Origin of the sequence: Mesorhizobium alhagi CCNWXJ12-2 (assembly GCF_000236565.1) — a bacterium.
GTDB lineage: Bacteria > Pseudomonadota > Alphaproteobacteria > Rhizobiales > Rhizobiaceae > Allomesorhizobium > Allomesorhizobium alhagi.
On sequence record NZ_AHAM01000182.1, the window covers coordinates 1 to 17,436 of the forward strand.

Sequence of the window (17,436 nt, forward strand, 5' to 3'; positions counted from 1 at the left end):
CTTCGCGCCGTTGCGGTCGGCTTCGGCGAGGCAGATGCCCAGATCCTTGCGCATCCAGTCGACGGCGAAGCCAAAATCGTATTTGCCGGCGTTCATGGTTTTGTGGCGGTTGTCCATCTGCCAAGAACCGGCGGCGCCCTTGGAAATCACGTCGATGACCTTCTCGATGTCGAGACCGGCCTTCTTGCCGAAATGGATGCCTTCGGCCAGGCCCTGGACGAGGCCAGCGATACAGATCTGGTTGATCATCTTGGTAAGCTGGCCGGAGCCCGCAGGTCCCATAAGCCCGACCATTTTCGCGTAAGCGTCGATCACCGGCTTCGCCCTGTCGAACGCCGCCTGCTCGCCGCCGACCATCACGGTAAGCGCGCCGTTTTCCGCACCGGCCTGGCCGCCCGAAACGGGCGCATCGAGGAACCCGAAGCCCCGCTTTTCAGCTTCCGCCGCTAGTTCGCGGGCGACTTCGGCCGAGGCGGTGGTGTTGTCGATGAAGACAGCTCCCTTCTTCATGGCGCCGAAGGCGCCGTTGTCGCCGATGGTCACCGAGCGCAGGTCGTCGTCGTTGCCGACGCAGGAGAAGACGAAGTCCTTGTCGGCGGCCGCTTCGGCCGGTGTTGGGGCATGGCTGCCGCCGTGCTCGGCGACCCATTTCTCGGCCTTGGCGGCGGTGCGGTTGTAGACGGTGACGTCGTGGCCGCCCTTGTTCTTCAGGTGGCCGGCCATCGGATAGCCCATGACCCCAAGGCCCATGAATGCGACTTTCGCCATCGATGTCTCCTCTCCGAATCTCTTGAGTTCAGCGCTTCAGGTGTCGCGTCAGGCCGCGCTCGATCCAGTCCACGATGTGCCGCAGCGTCTCCACGATCGCAAGGTAGATTATCGCCGCCCAGATATATGTCTGGAAGTCGAAGGTGCGTGAATAGGCCCGCCGGGTCTCGCCCATCAGGTCGTAGACGGTGATGATCGCGACGATCGCCGAGCCCTTGATCATCAGCACGATCTCGTTGCCATAGGGGCGCAGCGCCACGATGAGCGCCTGCGGCAGGATCACCTTGCGCAGCGTCTGCAGTTTCGACAGGCCGAGCGAGGCGGCGCCTTCCCACTGGCCTTTCGGCACGCTCTCGATGGCGCCGCGCAGGATTTCCGCCTGGTAGGCGGCGGTGTTGAGCGAGAAGGCAGTGACGGCACAGTACCAGGCGTCGCGGAAGAAGGTCCAAAGGCCGACCGCCTGCAACTCCTCGCGGAACTGGCCGAGGCCGTAATAAATCAGGAACGTCTGCGCGATCAGCGGCGTGCCGCGGAAGAAATAGACATAGCCGTAGGCGAAGGCGGAGAGCAGCCGGTTGCTGGACATCCGGGCATAGGCAATCGGGATCGACAGCACCGCGCCGATCACGATCGAGAGCCCGACCAGGGTGACGGTCACGACGAGGCCGGACAGGTAGTAGGGCGCGTAACGCGAAAAGATGTCGGGATCCCACGCGTTGATCAGGAACAGCAAGAGACCGAGGCCGAGCGCCGCCCACAGTGCCAGGAGAACGACGCCGATGGTGCGCTCGCGCGACCAGGTGCGCGGCGGGGCGGGAGGGCGCTCGACAGCGGCGGCATCGCTCAAGGCGCTCATCGCATCACCCCGCTGCGGCCCGCCCAGCGCTCGATGCTGGCGAAGGCGACGGAGGATAGGATCGCCAGCGCCAGATAGAGCAGGCAGGCGATACCGAAGAACAGGAAGGCTTCCTTGCTGACGCGGGCGGCAATGCCTGCCTGGCGCAGGATGTCGGCCAGCCCGATCACCGAGACCAGCGCGGTGTCCTTCAGCAGGATCAGCCAGAGGTTGCCGAGCCCGGGCAGCGCGATCCGGATCAGTTGCGGCAGGACGACCAGCCGCATGGTCTGGAACTTCGTCAGGCCGATCGCCCAGCCACCTTCGTATTGCCCGCTGGGGATGGCGCGGAAGGCGGAGAGGAACACCTCGCTCGCATAGGACGAGAAGACCACGCCAAGTGCGATCATGCCGGCTACGAAGCTGTTGAACTCGAACGCTGCGCCCGGGCTGACGAGTTGCACGACCGTCTGAAGGCCGATCTGCACGCCGTAATAGACGAGGAACAGCGTCAGGAGTTCCGGCAGGCCGCGGAAAATGGTCGTGTAGATGTTGCCGGCGAGCCGGAGGGGCGGCTCGGGCGACAGCTTGGCGAGAGCGACAAAAAAGCCAAGTAGGAGACCGAACGGGAGCGTCGCCAGGGCAAGTGAAACAGTCACAATGACGCCCTGGGCGATTTCGTCACCCCAGCCGTTCGGCCCGAAGCCGATAAGCGTCCAGACATCCATGGGCGCGCTGATCCAGTCTCCGCCGTCTTGCGACGTGCTCGGTCAATCTATGCAAACGGCGGGAAATGTCCCGCCGCTTGCTTCAAAAAGATGCCGTCCCGAAGCCTCAGGATTCGCCGCCATAGGCGTCGAAGTCGAAGTATTTGTCGTTGATTTCCTTGTACTTGCCGTTGGCGCGGATCGCGTTGATCGCGGCGTTGAATTTTTCCCGCAGTTCGTCCTCGCCCTTGCGGATCGCGATGCCGGCGCCTGGGCCGTGAATGGCCTCGTCGGGGGCGATCGTGCCCAGCAGCTTGCAACATGCGCCGTCGGGCGTATCGAGCCATTCCGAGAGAACGATCACGTCGTCCATCGCCGCGTCGGTGCGGCCGTTGGCGAGGTCGAGCTTATATTCGTCGGCCGTCGGATACATCTTGATGTCCGATTCGCCGTATTTTGCTTCCGCGAAGTTGGAATGGGTGGTCGAGCCCTGGACGCCGAGCGTCTTGCCTGCGAGCGATTCCGGCGACACGTCCTTGACGTCGGAATCCTTCGGTACGGCGATCGCCGGCGGCGTGTTGTAGTACTTCTGGGTGAAGTCGACCTGCTTCTTGCGCTCGTCGGTGATCGACATGGAGGCGATGATGGCGTCGTACTTGCCCGCCTGCAGCGCCGGAATGATGCCGTCCCAATCCTGAGTGACGAACTCGCACTTCGCCTTCATCTCCTCGCAGAGCGCGTTGGCGATGTCGATGTCGAAGCCTTCGAGCTTGCCGTCGGGGGTCAAGTTGTTGAAGGGAGGGTAGGCGCCTTCGGTGCCGATCTTGAGGGTGAGTTCCTGAGCCTGTGCCGCACCGATCGCCAGCATGGCTGCCGACGCCGCAAGCGCGATACGCAGTGAAATACGCATAATGTTCCTCTCTGTGATTGCCCCGGCCGCCAATCCCACGGCCCGCCAGGCGGCATCCTGTGCCGACTGTCGGCGCGATATTCCCATTGTTTTCAGGCAAAAAGCAACTCAAAACGGCGGTGTTAGCCGCAGCACGGACCGACGGCTTCGGTGGCCGGGCGTCACCCGTCCTCGAGTGACAGGCCGGCGGCAGACTCGATGAAATCGGCGATGACCGCGATATCGTCGAGAGCGAAGGCGGGGATCGTCTCGCCCGACACGGCGTGGTCCGCCGCGATTGCGACGATGTTGGGATCGGAGGCCGAGAGCGGCGCAGTGTCCTTGGCCTCGAGCCGCCGCGTCTCGATCTTTCTGTGCGGTTCGCGTTTGTAGCCTTCGACCAGCACGAGGTCGCAAGGCGCCAGCCTGGCGAGAATCGAATCCAGAGATGGTTCGGCCTCTCCGCGCAGTTCATGCATCAGCGCCCAGCGCCTGCCCGAGACGACCGCCACTTCCATTGCGCCAGCTTGGCGGTGGCGAAAGCTGTCGGCGCCTTCCTTGTCGATGTCGAAATCGTGGTGTGCGTGCTTGACTGTCGAAACCGTCCAGCCGCGCCGGGTCAGTTCGGCGACCAGTTTTTCCGTCAGCGTGGTTTTGCCGGAATTCTTCCAGCCGGTTATGCCGAAAACGCGATGCGTCACGCTCCGATCTCCCCCATGCTGGCTCAAATCTCGCCCGCGATGCGAGCGACATAAATGACATAGAGCGTAGTGAGGCCCGCGGCGGCCAGGGGGATGAACATGACCAGCAGCAGCGGCATCGGGCCGCTTTCGGGCGACAGCAACGCCCCGGCGAGCACCGAAAGTGCTGCGCCGCCGCCGATGGTCAGCGCGCCGCCGAGCCCTGACGCCGAGCCGGCCAGATGCGGCCTGACGCTGACGATGCCGGCATTGGCATTGGGTAGGGTCATGCCGTTGCCGGCGCCGACAAAGAAGACCGGGCCGAACAGCGCCAATGCATGGAGATAGCCGGCCAAAAGCAAAAACATCGCCAGCGCCAGCCCTGAACATGCGATGACGTTGCCGGCTAGCATCATGCGGTTCAGCCCGATCGATCGCGAGTAGCGGCCGGACAAGAAATTACCGAGCATGTACCCGACCGAGATGATGCCGAAATACATGCCGTATTGCGAGGGCGACAGCTTCAGCATCTCCGTCGCCACATAGGGGCCGCCGCCGAGGAAGGCGAAAAACGCGCCGGAGGCGAAGGTCGCCGTCAACGTATAGCCCCAGAACCGGCGCGAGCCCAGCAACTCCGGATAAGACCGGAACTGCTCGGAAAAGCTCGACGTCCGGTCGTGATTGGTCTCGCCGAGGTCGATATGGACGATGGCGTACGCAGCCAGGCCGAACACGAGCGTCAGCACGAAGCCCGACTGCCAGCCGTAGATTTCGTCAAGCAGGCCGCCGATGACCGGGCCAACCCTCGGCCCGACGCTCATGCCCATGGTGATGTAGCCGATCTTGCTGGCGGCTTCCGCGGTCTCGACCGTATCGCGCACAACCGCGCGCGCCAAAACCATCCCGGCAGCCGAAAAACCCTGGAAAATCCTGCAGACGAGCAGCGCTTCTATCGTCGGCGCATAGATTGCGGCCAGGGTGGCGACAAGGAAAATGCCGAAGCAGGCGAGCAGCACCGGCCTTCGCCCGAAACGGTCCGAGGCGGGACCGATCAGCAGTTGGAGCAGGGCGGTTGCGGCGAGATAGAGCGAGACGGCAAGCTGGACGACGGCGTAGTCGGCGGAGAAGTAGCGCGCCATGCCGGGGAGCGACGGCAGAAAGACATTCATCGCCAGCGGGCCGACCGACGCCGCCATGACCAGCGTGGCGATGCCGGGCGGCGTTCTCGTGGCGTAAGGCGCGATCGTCATCGCTACATGCCGTCCGGCGCCATTGCCGGGCTGGTACTTTGCGCGGCAGGCAATTGTTTTCCCACCACCCGTTCGCGGTAGAGCGTGTAGAGGCCAGAGCCGACGATGATGGTCGCGCCCACGATCATCGCCGCATCGGGAACGTCGCCGAACACCAGGAAACCGAGCAGGATCGCCCAGAGCAGCGCGGTGTAGCGGAACGGCGCGACGAAGGAGATGTCGCCGCCGCGCATGGCCATGATGATGAAGTGATAGCCAAAGAGGAGCAGCACGGCGGCGAAGGCCAGCAGCCCGACAGCGCCGGGGCGCATCGGCGCCCAGCCGCCGAGCGGCGCCACCAGGAATGCGCCGCAGATGGTCACCACGCATGCCGTGACGGTCGAGATCAGGAGCGTCGGCACGGTCCCGGGAATGCGCCTGGTCGCAAGGTCGCGCACCGCGCAGAAAACAACGCAGAGCAGCACCGACAGCGCATAGATGTTGAAGCCTTCGAGACCCGGACGAACGATGATCATCACGCCTGCGAAGCCCGCCGTGATCGCCAGCCAGCGTCGCCAGCCGACGCCTTCGCCGAAAACCATTGCCGCGCCCATGGTGACGGCCAGCGGCAGCGCCTGAAGTACGGCCGAGACATTGGCGATCGGCAGATGCGCGAGCGCGATCAGGAAGAAGAAGGTGGCGCCGAGTTCGCCGGCAGCGCGTACCGCGACCATTGGATGAAGCGCGAAATGCGCCTGCCGCAGCGCGCCCTGATGCCAGGCCAGAAGCCCGACCAGCGCGCTCGCGAACAGCCCTCGCACAAGCATGACCTGCCCCATATTCATCTCGACTGAGGCGAGTTTGACCAGCGTATCGTTCATAGTAAAGCCGGCCATAGACACCGACATGAACACGGCGCCGCGAAGATTGGGAGAAAGAGGCAAGATTTTTTCCGATTCTCGGGGCTGTCTGCCTTCGCATTTAACACCCGAGAACCAAACAGCAAATGCAAAGCGGTGGGCCACGCTGCGCGGCCAAGTAAGTTGCCGGACTGACTCTAACCTGAGCGGCGTTCGGCTCAGCCGCCGGTGACGCTCATGTGGCGGGAGACCGCAGGTCGGCGGGACGATGCTGTCAACCGCCCCAGCAACAGGTATGCAATATGCAATATGCAGTATGAGATATACAATATGCCAGAGCTTCCCTTTCATGCCTTGCTATGGTAGTGCTCCGTTCCAGGAGGCAGGAACAAGTCCTCCGGGAGGAAAACGACAAATGGGAAATTCTAAGATTGTTACGTTGGTCGCCCTGTCGCTTGCGCTCGGTACCGGCGCTGCCGTCGCGCAGGACGCAGCGCCGCCCAATCCGCCTAGCGACGCGGTGGTTCAGTATGCGAAGGACTTCGTCGCCGCGAACCTGATTGGCAATGCCGAGCTGAACGCGGCGATCGTGGCGTCGACCGAGAAGCACAGGCGGCTCGGCTATGACGAAACGAATATCCTCGACGGCCAGTGGCGCGTCGCCAAGTCGGGTGTCGAGAAAGAGGCGAAGGCTGCCTCTACCCTGAAGGAATTGGCCGGCGATAAGTCGATCGAGGAGCACGTCAAGGCAGGCGAAGAGCTCATCAAGGCCGCCCGCGAGAACGATGCCTCGAAGTGGCTCATCAAGCTGCAGGAAGGTGCCCAGCCCGCGGGGGCCGTCACCGAGGTCTTCGTGATGGACGGCTGGGGCTGGAACGTCGCGCAGACCGGCGGCACCTCCGACTTCTACCAGGGCGACGAGGGCAAGTGGCAGAAGACCTTTGCCTTGAACGACATCGAGATTCTCGACATCGTCGAGGAGGACGGGATCCGCTACGCCCAGATTTCGTTGCCGATCAAGGACGGAGACAAGAATATCGGCGCCGTCACTGTCGGCGTTGACGTCGACAAGGTGAAATGATCCCGAGGCATCGCCTGACGACTGAGAAGGGCGGCTTGAGCCGCCCTTCTTGTTTCGCCGGGGCGTCGCCGGGACAGCCTGGAATTGCGGTAGGTCAGCCGCCGGTGACGCTCATGTGGCGGGAGACGGCAGGCCGGCTTGTGTTGCGGTCGATGATGAAATCATGGCCCTTCGGCTTGCGGCCGATCGCCTCGTCGATGGCGTCCGAGACGAGCTCGTTGCCTTCGGATGCCCTGAGTGGCGCGCGCAGATCGGCCGCGTCGTCCTGGCCGAGGCACATATAGAGCGTGCCGGTGCAGGTCAGCCTGACGCGATTGCAGCTTTCGCAGAAATTATGCGTCATCGGCGTGATGAAGCCGAGCCGGCCGCCGGTCTCGGCCACCTCGACATAGCGGGCGGGACCGCCGGTCTTGTAGGGAATGTCGGCCAGCGTGAACTGCCGCTCCAGGCCGGCGCGCACGAGCGACAGCGGCAAATACTGGTCGGTGCGGTCCTCGTCGATCTCGCCCATCGGCATGGTCTCGATGACCGTCAAATCCATGCCGCGGCCATGCGCCCAGCGCATCAGCTCGGGCAATTCGGCATCGTTGAAGCCCTTCAGCGCTACCGCGTTGATCTTGACCTTCAGCCCGGCGGCCTGCGCCGCATCGATGCCGGCCATGACGCGGTCGAGATTGCCCCAGCGGGTAATTGCGTGGAATTTCTGCGGGTCGAGCGTATCGAGCGAGACGTTGATGCGCTTCACGCCGCAATCGGCGAGTTCGGCGGCGAAGCGCGAAAGCTGCGAGCCATTGGTGGTCAGCGTCAGCTCTTCGAGCGCGCCGCTTTCGAGATGGCGCGAGATCTGGCGCACCAGATGCATGATGTTCTTGCGCACCAGCGGCTCGCCGCCGGTCAGCCGGAGCTTTTTCACACCCTTTTCGACGAACACCGTCGTCAGCCGGTCGAGTTCCTCGAGCGACAGCAGATCCTTTTTGGGCAGGAAGGCCATGTCCTCGGCCATGCAATAGGTGCAGCGGAAGTCGCAGCGGTCGGTCACCGACACGCGCAGATAGCTGATCGTTCGGCCGAAGGGGTCGATCATGTTCATGCCAGACGCTTCCCGTGCAATCGCGGAGGTCGTTATATCTGACTATGTCGTACGATCCGGCGCCGCGATCAAGCCATTCCTTCCCGGGCTCTGGTAACAATCTCGAATATGACGCCGCAATGTCGCGCCGCCGGTGGGAATCATGGCCGCTTTGCGCGCGTGGCAAATCGGCGTAGGAGTGGCCAAAACTAGGTATGAGGCGAGAGCGAACATGATGACGGCGCCCAAGGAACTCCGGGTCTCCAAGGACCGCAAGATGCTGACGGTCACGTTCCCGGATCACCGTCCGTTCGATCTGCCGGCCGAGTTCCTGCGGGTGGTTTCGCCATCAGCCGAAGTGCAGGGCCATTCGCCCGAACAGCGCGTGACCGTGCCGGGCAAGCGCAACGTCGCCATCCTGAAGATCGAGCCGGTCGGCAATTACGCGGTGCGCATCACCTTCGACGACATGCACGACACCGGCATCTTTACCTGGAGTTATCTCCACACGCTCGGCCACGAAAAGGACGAGCGCTGGCAGGCCTATCTTGACGAGCTCGCGGAAAAGGGCCTGAGCCGGGACCGCTAGATACTCCAGCGCCGCCGCGGTCAGCCGAGCGCGGACAGGATTTCGTTGGTATCGTAGTAGAACGGCGTTCCTTCCAGCAAACGGCCATCCCGGAAACGCAACACTTCGGCGAACGGCTGCCGCACGGTCGCGCCGTTTGCGCGAGCGACCAGGGAAATCGTGCAACTCATATACACCACGTCGCCGTTCTGCGCGGCTTGCAGGCCTTCGACGTTCACATCGCTCCAGATCTCCCGCATCTTGCGGAAAAGAGCGCCGACGCCTTCAAGACCTTTCCAATCACCCGCATAGGGAAGCGATTTCGGCTCATGCACGATTACGTCCGGATGGAACGCGCTGGCGAGCATTTCGGCGCCATCTGGTCCAGATTGCAGATAGCGCATCTCGACATCGAACATGTTTTCGAGAAGTTCCATCGCGGCGCGCGTGCTATCGTGCTGCTGTGTCATCATCGGGCTCCAGTTTGACTGGGGCTTTTATGTATAGCCTGGCGGACGTCCCGACACCCGATACCTGCCATCCGAAGCACCATGCGTCGCGAAACCGTTACGGTCCTGTTATACGGGATCTTCCCGGAGAACTGGCAATGTCGGAAATCACCACGGTCGAAGAACTCGAGGCGCTGTACGGCCTGCCTGGCGAGGCCTCGCTGGTCAAGGAACTCGACAGCATCATTCCGGAATATGCGGCCTTCATCGAAGCTTCGCCATTCGTGGCTCTGGCGACCAGCGGACCGGAGGGGCTCGACTGCTCGCCGCGCGGCGACGTGCCGGGATTCGTGCGCATCCACGATCCGAGAACGCTGATGATGCCCGACCGGAGGGGCAACAACCGGGCCGATTCGCTGAAGAACATCGTTCGCGACGGCAGGGTAGGGCTGCTGTTCCTCGTTCCCGGTTCCGGCACCACCCTGCGGGTCAACGGCCGCGCCCATATCACCACCGACGCCGCCCTTTGCGCATCCTTCGCCATCGAGGGCAAACCGGCGCGGTCGGTCATCGTCATCTCGGTGGAATCCGTCTATTTCCAGTGCGCCCGCGCCATCCACCGCTCGGAACTCTGGAATCCCGAACGGCATATCGACCCGAAATCGCTGCCGACGCCGGGCAATATACTTGCGGCGACGAGCAGGAACAAAATCGACGGTGCAGCCTACGACCGTGAATGGCCGGAACGGGCGAAAAAGACGATGTGGTGATCCGAAGGTCAGTCAGCCTTCTTTCAGCATTTCTTCGATTCGTCGCATCTGCTCGCCCATCCGGTCACACTCCGTGTGGCTCGACTGCGCCATCACCCGCTCGATCAGCGTCGAATAGATCTTCAGCGCCTGCATCAGCAGCGCCTCACCCTCAGTGGTCAGCGAGAGGCGCATGATGCGCTTGTCCTTGATATCGCTTTCGCGGCGCACGACGCCGCGGTGCTCGAGCTGGGGCAGGAGCATGGTGATGTTCGAGCGGCCGACCAGAAGCTTGCGGGCGAGGTCGTGCTGCGACATGCCGGGATGGCGGTAAAGGTTCATCAGCATGTCGAGCTGCGCCAGTTTCAGGTCGAGCGGCTGCAGCGCCTTGGTCAGCGCGTTCACCACCGCCTTTTCGGCGCGCACCAGGGCAATCCAGTTGCGGAAGCGCGGATTGTCCCAGGGCAGGTCTTGTTTATTGTTCATAGTTGAACTAGTATGTTCATGATTGAACTAATGGATGGATCGCAACTATGGCATCATTTGGATTGAAGGTCATCCGCGGTTTGTTCGGGGCTGCGGAGCATGTCGCCCCATCGCTGGCCGGCCGCGCGGCGTTCGATTTGTTTTGCCGAACTCCGGGCCGGCGCTCGCTGACCGCAGGCGAGCGCCGCGCGATCCTGCAGGCCGGACCGTTCATGCAGGAGGCGCGTCATCACCGCCTGCGAACCCGCTCCGGCTGCGTCATGGTGCACGAGTTCCGGCCGGCTCGGAAGCCGATCGGTACGGTGCTGGTCATCCATGGCTGGCGCTCGCGCACGGAGTATATGCGCTCATTGATCGAGGGCTTTCGCGGTGCGGGGTTTCGCGTCATGTCGCTCGACCTTCCCGGCCACGGCCACTCATCCGGCCGGCGGCTGAACATGGTGACCGCAGTCGATGCCGCTCAGACGGCAGGCGAGTGGTTCGGGCCGTTCGCGGCGGTTATCGGCCACTCCTTCGGCGGCGCGGTCGCCGTCAATGCCGCCGTCGGCTCCGTCCCGAGCATCGCGCCTCTGGCGGCTGAACGCCTCGTGCTGATCGCCGCGCCCAATTCCATGTCGGATCTGTTCGAGGGATTTGGCCGCTTCGTCAATCTCGGCCGGCGGACATATTCCGCCATGGCCGGTCAGGTCCACCGGCTTTCCGGGCGGGTGCTCTCCGAATTCACCGGATCGCGGCAACTCGCCAGCGTCCCGATCCCGGCGCTGGTCATTCATGCTCCGGACGACCGCGAGGTGCCTGCCGACGATGCCAGGGCGCTCGCATCCGCCGGCGATCACGTCCGGCTTTACTCGGCCGATGGCCTTGGCCACCGCCGCATCCTGTCCGATCCTTCGGTGGTGGAACTCTCGGTTGGTTTCGTGACCGAACGGCGCGAGCCGGCCCTCATGCACTAGGCTCCTGCCGCTCCCTTTGCCGCCGCCGGGCGTCGATTCTCGTGAACCAAATCCGGCGGTTGGGAGTTTCGGTCATACATACGGCACCGGAACGGAGGAGCGGCACAATGAACAAGCGGCATCGCGAAACCGATCAGGATAGAGACCAGAACCGCAGCCTCCAGCAGGAGCAGGCTGAGCGCGAGCGTGCGCGCCAGCAGAGCGGCGCCCCGCGCGAAAACGATGAAAGCCGAGCCGAAAGGGGCCGCCAGCAGAGCCAACCCCCTGGCCGCGGCCAGAGCCGGTCCGAGGATATGCCGCAGCGTCAGCAGAGCGGCTGGCAGAGCGAGATGGAGCGGGAAATCGAAGAGCGCCGCGGGTCGCAGTCGGAACGCAACGACTAGAAAGACGAGGAGCGCGCCGGCGCTCGGAATGCTGTGAGAAGATCGAGAATGCGCGCTTCATGCGCGAAGTTCTCCGCGCAGAGAGACAACAGGAGGTGGTCGAAAATTTATAGACTCTTAACGAAATCGGTATGAATCGGTATAGTCGCGGGCTGAGCCGCTAATCGGCGGGCCGACCAATCTCGCGGCGGACAACAGGAGCCGGTCGGCAATGCCCGATCGGAACAGGTATTCTCATGGGTTTCGTGACAAAGACGATCGGTTCGCTTCCGCTGGCGGTGGTCGCCATCACGCTGGCTCTCGGTGCGCCGCCGAGCCATGCGCAAAACCTGTTCGACATCCTGTTCGGCGGCGGTCTCAACAATAGCCGCCGAGTCGAACCGCCGCAGCGCCCGCGGGTGCAGAGGCAACATAGAAGCGCCGCCCCGGCGCCTAAGATCACCGGGCCATCCTACTATACCTACAAGGTCGATCCTCTCGTGCGGGTCGATTTCTCCGCTTTGTCCGCGGCCAGCCAGACCGTCAGTTTTGAACCGACGCTCACCGGAACAGCTTTCCGCGAAGCCGCCGCCACGGGCCTCGCCGATTTCGACCTTTTTGCGGAAAAGAACATAGCCAAGGCCCTGGCCGACTATTATTCCGCCAATCCGGAGTTCATCTGGGTGACCGGCTCGAGCGCCAACGGCCGTGCCAGGGAGGCGGTGCGGGTCCTCAGCGAGGCCGACAGCCATGGGTTGTCGCCTGCCGACTATGCGGTCACCATCCCTGCCGCCGCCTATTCGCTCGACGATACCGCCGCGCGCCAGCGCGCGATGGTGCGTTTCGAAATGGCCCTGTCGGCGCGCGTCCTGCGCTATGTCCGCGACGCCCAGGGCGGCCGCATCGATCCGAACCGGCTGTCCGGCTATCATGACTTTCCCGCCAAGCCGATCGATCTTGCCGGCGTCCTGAAGACGCTCGCGCATACCACGGAAGTACGGACCTTCCTCGAATCGCGTCATCCGCAAAGCCCTGAATACCAGGCGCTGCGGGTCGAACTGGAGGCGCTGCGGGCAAGTTCGGAAAACGCGATCGTGGTCGACGCCAAGCTTCTCCTGAAGCCCGGCCAGACCAGTCCGGAACTGCCCAAGCTGCTGCAGCTCATCGCCCGCAACGTCGACGACGAATTCGGCGGCGAACATGGCGAAACGCTGTGGCGGCTCGGAAAGAGTGAAGTCTATTCCGAAGAGCTCGTGCCGGTAATCAAGGCCGTGCAGGAGAAGAACGGCCTGAAGCCCGACGGCGTCATCGGCCCTCGCACCGTCGGCACGCTCGCTGGTACCTCCAAGGCCGACCGCCTTGATAAAGTGGCCTTCGCGCTGGAACAGTTGCGCTGGCTTCCATCGGATCTCGGCAGCCCGCGCGTGTTCATCAACCAGCCGGCCTACACGGCGAGCTACATCGAGGGCGGCCAGGAAAAGCTGAATATGCGGGTGGTCATCGGCAAGCCCTCGAACCAGACCAGCTTCTTCTACGACGAGATCGAGCAGGTCGACTACAATCCCTATTGGGGCGTGCCGCAGTCGATCATCGTCAACGAAATGCTGCCCAGGCTGCGCCGCGATCCCGGCTATCTCGACCGTTCCGGCTACGAGGTCACCGACGCCAGGGGCAGGCGCATTCCGTCCTCGGCGATCAACTGGGGGGCATACGGCTCGAAGATTCCGTTCAACGTGCGCCAGACGCCCAGCGAGGCGAATGCGCTCGGCGAACTGAAGATATTGTTCCCCAACAAGCACGCCATCTACATGCACGACACGCCGCAGAAGGCGCTGTTCGACCGCGATTCACGCGCCTTCAGCCATGGCTGCGTGCGCCTGAAGGATCCGCGCGGCATGGCCGCTGCCGTGCTCGGCACGACCGTCCAGCATATCGAGGCGAAGCTGAAGCAGGGACATTCCTCGGAGAAGGTGACCCGCAAGATCCCGGTCTACGTCGCCTATTTCACCGCCTGGCCGGACATCAACGGCAAGGTCGAGTATTTCGGCGACGTCTACGACCGCGACGCCCGCCTGAAAACGGCGCTGGAAAAGACCGACGAGCTTCGCGCATCGAGCATCTGAGGAAAGCGATTCCCTCAGCATGGGAAGACGTGGGTTCCGGCCTCGCCATCGCGTTCGCTGGCGATCTCCATCCATGGCGGCATTATAGCAATTTTCCCCAAGCCCCGGAAACAGCAACGCTGCAAGTTGCGGCGGTAATGTTCCGTCGCCTTGCGGCGGCTCGCTTATCCATAGGAGATAACCATGACGACGATCTCTTCGTTTTTCACGGCGCTCGGATCCGAAGGTTCCCCAGCCGACCGGGCGAAAGACATGGACCTGTATGGGTGGCTGATCGGAAGCTGGGAAATGGACACGGTCCGCCACCTCGACGACGGCACAATCCAGAAATCGGATGGAGAGATCCATTTCGGCTGGGTGCTCGAAGGTCGCGCGATCCAGGACGTCTGGATCAGGCCCAAGCGCCCAGCGCCGTCCACGATGTATGGCACCACCTTGCGCATCTTCGATCCAGGGATCGGCGGCTGGCACATCATCTGGAGCGACCCGCTCAACCAGGATTACTCGCGCCAGATCGGGCGGGCCGAGGGCAAGGACATCGTCCAGATCGGCGATGATTCGCGTGGTCTGCAAGCTCGATGGCGTTTCACTGAGATCACGGCCGACAGCTTCCATTGGATCGGCGAGGAAAGATCTGCCGAGAGCGACCCTTGGCAAATCACGTATGAACATTTTGCCCGCCGAACAAATTGCTGAAGCTGGTGGTAGCCGCCTATGAGCGTCCGGGTTTGTCAAAGATATAATCGCCGGCAATTGCAAAATCAGACGCTCAGCGCGCCATCGAATGAAAAGCAGGTATTGGTTCTGTTGGGAAAATGGTGGGGATTGAACCTGCGACCCCACCCGTGTGAAGGGCACGCTTGAATCGGCGTTTTCTGTCATGATTTCCGTCGCTTGCCGCGGTCGTTTGCAGCAGCGTGGACGTAGGTGCGCAGCATCAGCGACATGTTGGCCCAGCGACCGGCCTTGGAGCAGTGCCCCACCGCCCCACCCTCATCGGAGCCGTGGCCCTTTTCCAAGTCATCGCCGCCGTATGGGGTGAGTTACATCCGGATGCCTAGTTGCATTCAACGAGGTCATTGGGGATTTCGACACATTCATGCCGCGGCGTCTGACAGCCAGCAAGGGCAGCGAGCATTCCGATCATCAGTATCCTAACAAGCATCCTGCCTCTCCCCAAATTCCGGCCGCCACCATGACGGGCACCCAATGCGGGCGTCAATGCGATTCTACGCGCCGGATTACCACTCGCGAGAATGAAAGCCGAAACCGTATACGGGATTTGTACGGGAAGATGTCTTCTGTTCGCTGCATGTTCCGGCAAGAAACTGCAAGATCGCGCTACAAGCGCCAGGCCGTCCAGTCACTTAGCATTGATTTCATTGTGGAAAATGGTGGGCGATGCAGGGATTGAACCTGCGACCCCACCCGTGTGAAGGGTGTGCTCTCCCGCTGAGCTAATCGCCCGCTCGTCGCCCGAAGGCCAAGCGAGCCGCGATATAGGATAGAGCCGTCATGCAAGTCAAGGACGGCAATCACGCGTTGGCGGTCTCGATCAGCCGCCCGGTAAGGTCGAGCGTGAGTTCGTCGAAATGCGAGATGATCACGGACGGCTCGAATTCCCGAACATGCCTGTCCGTATAGCCGAAATCGACGGCCACCACCGGAATGCCGGCGGCCTTGGCCGTGTCGATGTCGGTTCGCGAATCGCCCACCATCACTGCCCGATCGGGATCGCCGCCGGCCTTGGCGATGGTCTCCAGAAGGTGCCGCGGATCGGGCTTGCGGAAGGCGAATGTGTCGGCTCCACATATGGCTGCGAAATGATGTGTCATGCCGAGCGCGCCGATCAGCTTGCGCGAAAATGCTTCGGTCTTGTTTGTGCAGATCGCCAGATTGAACCCTGCGCTCTCAAACCGGTCGAGTGCTGCCGGAACGCCGGGGTAGGGGCGTGACTTGCCGGGGATGTTGGCGCCGTAATGGTCAAGAAACAGCGCGAGAAGCCGGTCATGTTCCTCGACCGCCAGCATCTTCTGCTGTGCGGCGTAGGCGCGCTCGATCATGACGCGGCCGCCATGGCCGACATATTGATGGAAACCCGCCGCGTCCGTGTGGGCGATGCCGCCGGCGCCGAGGCTGTGGTTAAGGCTGTCCAACAGGTCGGGCGCCGTATCGATGAGCGTTCCGTCGAGGTCAAATACGATGATGGGCTTGCGCATCAGGAGTCTCGGCGACCGACGGTTGGCGGGGGCGATGTATGAGGCGATAGCTTGCGGGTCGCGCCGGCGCAACCCGTTCCCGCCTCCGTGCACAAGAGCTTTGCCCTGTCTCGCAAAGATGTTAGGAGCGCCCGACGCAATTTTGAGGTGGCGAAACAGGCATGGATGCACGGGCGTTGAAAATCGAAGCTGCGCGCGCGGCTCTCGGCCACGTAAGGGACGGGATGCGGCTGGGCATCGGCACCGGTTCGACTGCCGAAGAATTCGTGCGTCTGCTCGCCGAGAAAGTTGCCGCCGGCATGAAGATCGTCGGCGTGCCGACTTCGGAGCGCACCGCAGCGCTCTGCCGCGAACTCGGCGTGCCCTTGTCGACGCTTGAGGAAACGCCCGAGCTCGATCTCACAATAGACGGCGCCGACGAGGTCGATGGCAAGCTTGCTCTGATCAAGGGCGGCGGCGGCGCATTGCTGCGCGAAAAGATCGTGGCCGCCGCCTCCTCGCGCATGATCGTGATCGCGGACGAATCGAAGCTCGTGGAGACGCTGGGGCGGTTTCCGCTGCCGATCGAGGTAAACAGATTCGGTCTCGGCGCGACCAGGCTGGCAATCGCTCGTGCGGCCGATGCGGCCGGGCTTTCCGGTCCGCTGACATTGAGGATGACGAATGGCGAGCCGTTTGTTACAGACGGTGGGCATTTTATTATCGACGCATCTTTTGGCCGCATTCCCAATCCAAGAGCGCTATCAAATGGTCTTCATGCCGTTCCGGGCGTCGTCGAGCATGGCCTGTTTCTGGGCCTTGCGGACGTCGCGATCATCGCCGGCGCCGATGGCATCCGGACGGTTCATGCGGCAAGCTAAACAGGAGTTCTACCTATCATGACGCTGGTCCACCGCGTTCGTCGCCTATCCACCGCACTGGCGGCTTCGGTCATTGTCGCAACCGCCTCACCGGCCTTCGCGCAGGAGATTTCCGACGCCCACCTCCAGGCTGCGCGCGAGGCAGTGGATGCGATCAACGCCACCGACATATTCGACGGCATCCTTCCAGCGGCGGCCGCCGCGCTGAAGTCGACGCTGATCGAGAAGAATCCGGACCTGCAGGAGCTCATCACGACGACGGTCGACGAGAAGGCGATCGAAATGGCCGGCCGCCGCGCCGACCTCGAAAAGGAAGCCGGCCTCGCCTATGCGCGGGTGTTCCCCGTCGAGGATTTGAACGCCATCGCCACCTTCTACAATTCGCCGGCCGGCAAGAAGCTCTTGGCCGACGGCCCGATCGTCACCCGCGAGGTGACCAAGGCGGCCGACATCTGGCAGCGCGGCATCGTGCGCGATCTCGCAGAGGTTGTCGGCAAGTCGCTCCTGGAAAAGACCGGCGGCCGCGCCCAGACTGCGCCCGCCGCTACC

At 62.8% G+C, this 17,436-nt stretch carries 20 protein-coding genes, 1 tRNA gene and 1 pseudogene; 9 read left to right on the plus strand and 13 right to left on the minus strand.

Going from position 1 to position 17,436, the window contains the following annotated elements:
* The 7 genes and pseudogenes from MAXJ12_RS20820 to MAXJ12_RS20850 all read right to left on the minus strand — a co-directional run.
* Nucleotides 1–780 (minus strand): annotated as a pseudogene (locus MAXJ12_RS20820) (NAD(P)-dependent oxidoreductase); the annotation flags it as partial.
* 16 nt (nt 781–796) lie between these two features.
* Complete coding sequence (locus MAXJ12_RS20825; RefSeq protein ID WP_008837956.1) at nt 797–1,624, minus strand: ABC transporter permease; 828 nt, start codon at nt 1,622–1,624, stop codon at nt 797–799.
* A complete protein-coding gene (locus MAXJ12_RS20830; protein ID WP_008837957.1) occupies nt 1,621–2,331 on the minus strand; it encodes an ABC transporter permease in 711 nt (236 codons plus the stop codon). Before MAXJ12_RS20830 ends, MAXJ12_RS20825 begins: the two co-directional genes overlap by 4 nt.
* Nucleotides 2,332–2,437: 106 nt before the next feature.
* Nucleotides 2,438–3,220 (minus strand): ABC transporter substrate-binding protein, encoded by a 783-nt coding sequence (locus MAXJ12_RS20835; RefSeq protein ID WP_008837958.1) that lies wholly within the window; start codon nt 3,218–3,220, stop codon nt 2,438–2,440.
* A gap of 161 nt (nt 3,221–3,381) precedes the next feature.
* The gene (gene mobB / locus MAXJ12_RS20840) at nt 3,382–3,900 is read right to left on the minus strand and encodes a molybdopterin-guanine dinucleotide biosynthesis protein B (RefSeq protein WP_008837959.1); all 519 of its coding nucleotides are present in this window, start codon (nt 3,898–3,900) and stop codon (nt 3,382–3,384) included.
* A 23-nt stretch (nt 3,901–3,923) separates the two neighbouring features.
* Nucleotides 3,924–5,129 carry a multidrug effflux MFS transporter gene (locus MAXJ12_RS20845; protein ID WP_008837960.1) on the minus strand — a complete coding sequence of 402 codons (1,206 nt, stop codon included), beginning with the start codon at nt 5,127–5,129 and terminating at the stop codon, nt 3,924–3,926.
* A gap of 2 nt (nt 5,130–5,131) precedes the next feature.
* Nucleotides 5,132–6,052, minus strand: a complete 921-nt coding sequence (locus MAXJ12_RS20850; RefSeq protein ID WP_008837961.1) for a DMT family transporter — start codon at nt 6,050–6,052, stop codon at nt 5,132–5,134.
* A gap of 331 nt (nt 6,053–6,383) precedes the next feature.
* On the opposite strand from MAXJ12_RS20850, the gene MAXJ12_RS34530 reads away from it, so the two are divergent.
* Nucleotides 6,384–7,049, plus strand: a complete 666-nt coding sequence (locus tag MAXJ12_RS34530; protein WP_008837962.1) for a hypothetical protein — start codon at nt 6,384–6,386, stop codon at nt 7,047–7,049.
* Between the two features lie 94 nt (nt 7,050–7,143).
* Here MAXJ12_RS34530 and moaA read toward each other — a convergent pair whose 3' ends face one another.
* Nucleotides 7,144–8,139, minus strand: coding sequence for a GTP 3',8-cyclase MoaA (moaA, locus tag MAXJ12_RS20860; protein ID WP_008837963.1), 996 nt, complete (start codon nt 8,137–8,139; stop codon nt 7,144–7,146).
* Nucleotides 8,140–8,353: 214 nt separating this feature from the next.
* Between moaA and MAXJ12_RS20865 the strand changes: the two genes are divergently transcribed.
* On the plus strand, nt 8,354–8,707 hold the full coding sequence (locus MAXJ12_RS20865; protein WP_040587179.1) for a gamma-butyrobetaine hydroxylase family protein: 354 nt from the start codon (nt 8,354–8,356) through the stop codon (nt 8,705–8,707).
* A 20-nt stretch (nt 8,708–8,727) separates the two neighbouring features.
* Here the strand turns inward: MAXJ12_RS20865 and MAXJ12_RS20870 are convergent, their stop codons facing one another.
* A complete protein-coding gene (locus MAXJ12_RS20870) occupies nt 8,728–9,105 on the minus strand; it encodes a nuclear transport factor 2 family protein (RefSeq protein WP_244421536.1) in 378 nt (125 codons plus the stop codon).
* A 188-nt stretch (nt 9,106–9,293) separates the two neighbouring features.
* Between MAXJ12_RS20870 and MAXJ12_RS20875 the strand changes: the two genes are divergently transcribed.
* A complete protein-coding gene (locus MAXJ12_RS20875; protein ID WP_008837966.1) occupies nt 9,294–9,905 on the plus strand; it encodes a pyridoxamine 5'-phosphate oxidase family protein in 612 nt (203 codons plus the stop codon).
* A 12-nt stretch (nt 9,906–9,917) separates the two neighbouring features.
* On the opposite strand, the gene MAXJ12_RS20880 is transcribed toward MAXJ12_RS20875, so the two are convergent.
* A complete protein-coding gene (locus tag MAXJ12_RS20880) occupies nt 9,918–10,370 on the minus strand; it encodes a MarR family winged helix-turn-helix transcriptional regulator (RefSeq protein WP_008837967.1) in 453 nt (150 codons plus the stop codon).
* Between the two features lie 47 nt (nt 10,371–10,417).
* Here MAXJ12_RS20880 and MAXJ12_RS20885 point away from each other — a divergent pair, with 47 nt between their 5' ends.
* From MAXJ12_RS20885 to MAXJ12_RS20900, 4 genes are all read left to right on the plus strand, one after another.
* On the plus strand, nt 10,418–11,323 hold the full coding sequence (locus MAXJ12_RS20885; RefSeq protein WP_008837968.1) for an alpha/beta hydrolase: 906 nt from the start codon (nt 10,418–10,420) through the stop codon (nt 11,321–11,323).
* A 107-nt stretch (nt 11,324–11,430) separates the two neighbouring features.
* The gene (locus MAXJ12_RS20890) at nt 11,431–11,706 is read left to right on the plus strand and encodes a hypothetical protein (RefSeq protein ID WP_008837969.1); all 276 of its coding nucleotides are present in this window, start codon (nt 11,431–11,433) and stop codon (nt 11,704–11,706) included.
* Between the two features lie 236 nt (nt 11,707–11,942).
* The gene (locus MAXJ12_RS20895; RefSeq protein WP_008837970.1) at nt 11,943–13,808 is read left to right on the plus strand and encodes a L,D-transpeptidase family protein; all 1,866 of its coding nucleotides are present in this window, start codon (nt 11,943–11,945) and stop codon (nt 13,806–13,808) included.
* Nucleotides 13,809–13,991: 183 nt separating this feature from the next.
* Nucleotides 13,992–14,504, plus strand: a complete 513-nt coding sequence (locus MAXJ12_RS20900) for a hypothetical protein (RefSeq protein ID WP_008837971.1) — start codon at nt 13,992–13,994, stop codon at nt 14,502–14,504.
* A 182-nt stretch (nt 14,505–14,686) separates the two neighbouring features.
* Here the strand turns inward: MAXJ12_RS20900 and MAXJ12_RS37705 are convergent, their stop codons facing one another.
* The 3 genes from MAXJ12_RS37705 to gph form a co-directional block, all read right to left on the minus strand.
* A complete protein-coding gene (locus MAXJ12_RS37705; RefSeq protein ID WP_157999644.1) occupies nt 14,687–14,827 on the minus strand; it encodes a hypothetical protein in 141 nt (46 codons plus the stop codon).
* Nucleotides 14,828–15,200: 373 nt separating this feature from the next.
* Nucleotides 15,201–15,275: transfer RNA gene (locus tag MAXJ12_RS20905), tRNA-Val, on the minus strand.
* 68 nt (nt 15,276–15,343) lie between these two features.
* A complete protein-coding gene (gph, locus tag MAXJ12_RS20910) occupies nt 15,344–16,027 on the minus strand; it encodes a phosphoglycolate phosphatase (RefSeq protein WP_008837973.1) in 684 nt (227 codons plus the stop codon).
* A 161-nt stretch (nt 16,028–16,188) separates the two neighbouring features.
* Between gph and rpiA the strand changes: the two genes are divergently transcribed.
* Both rpiA and MAXJ12_RS20920 read left to right on the plus strand, forming a co-directional pair.
* A complete protein-coding gene (rpiA, locus tag MAXJ12_RS20915; protein WP_008837974.1) occupies nt 16,189–16,887 on the plus strand; it encodes a ribose-5-phosphate isomerase RpiA in 699 nt (232 codons plus the stop codon).
* A gap of 18 nt (nt 16,888–16,905) precedes the next feature.
* Nucleotides 16,906–17,436 (plus strand): DUF2059 domain-containing protein (locus MAXJ12_RS20920; protein ID WP_008837975.1); only part of this gene is annotated, 531 nt, incomplete at its 3' end.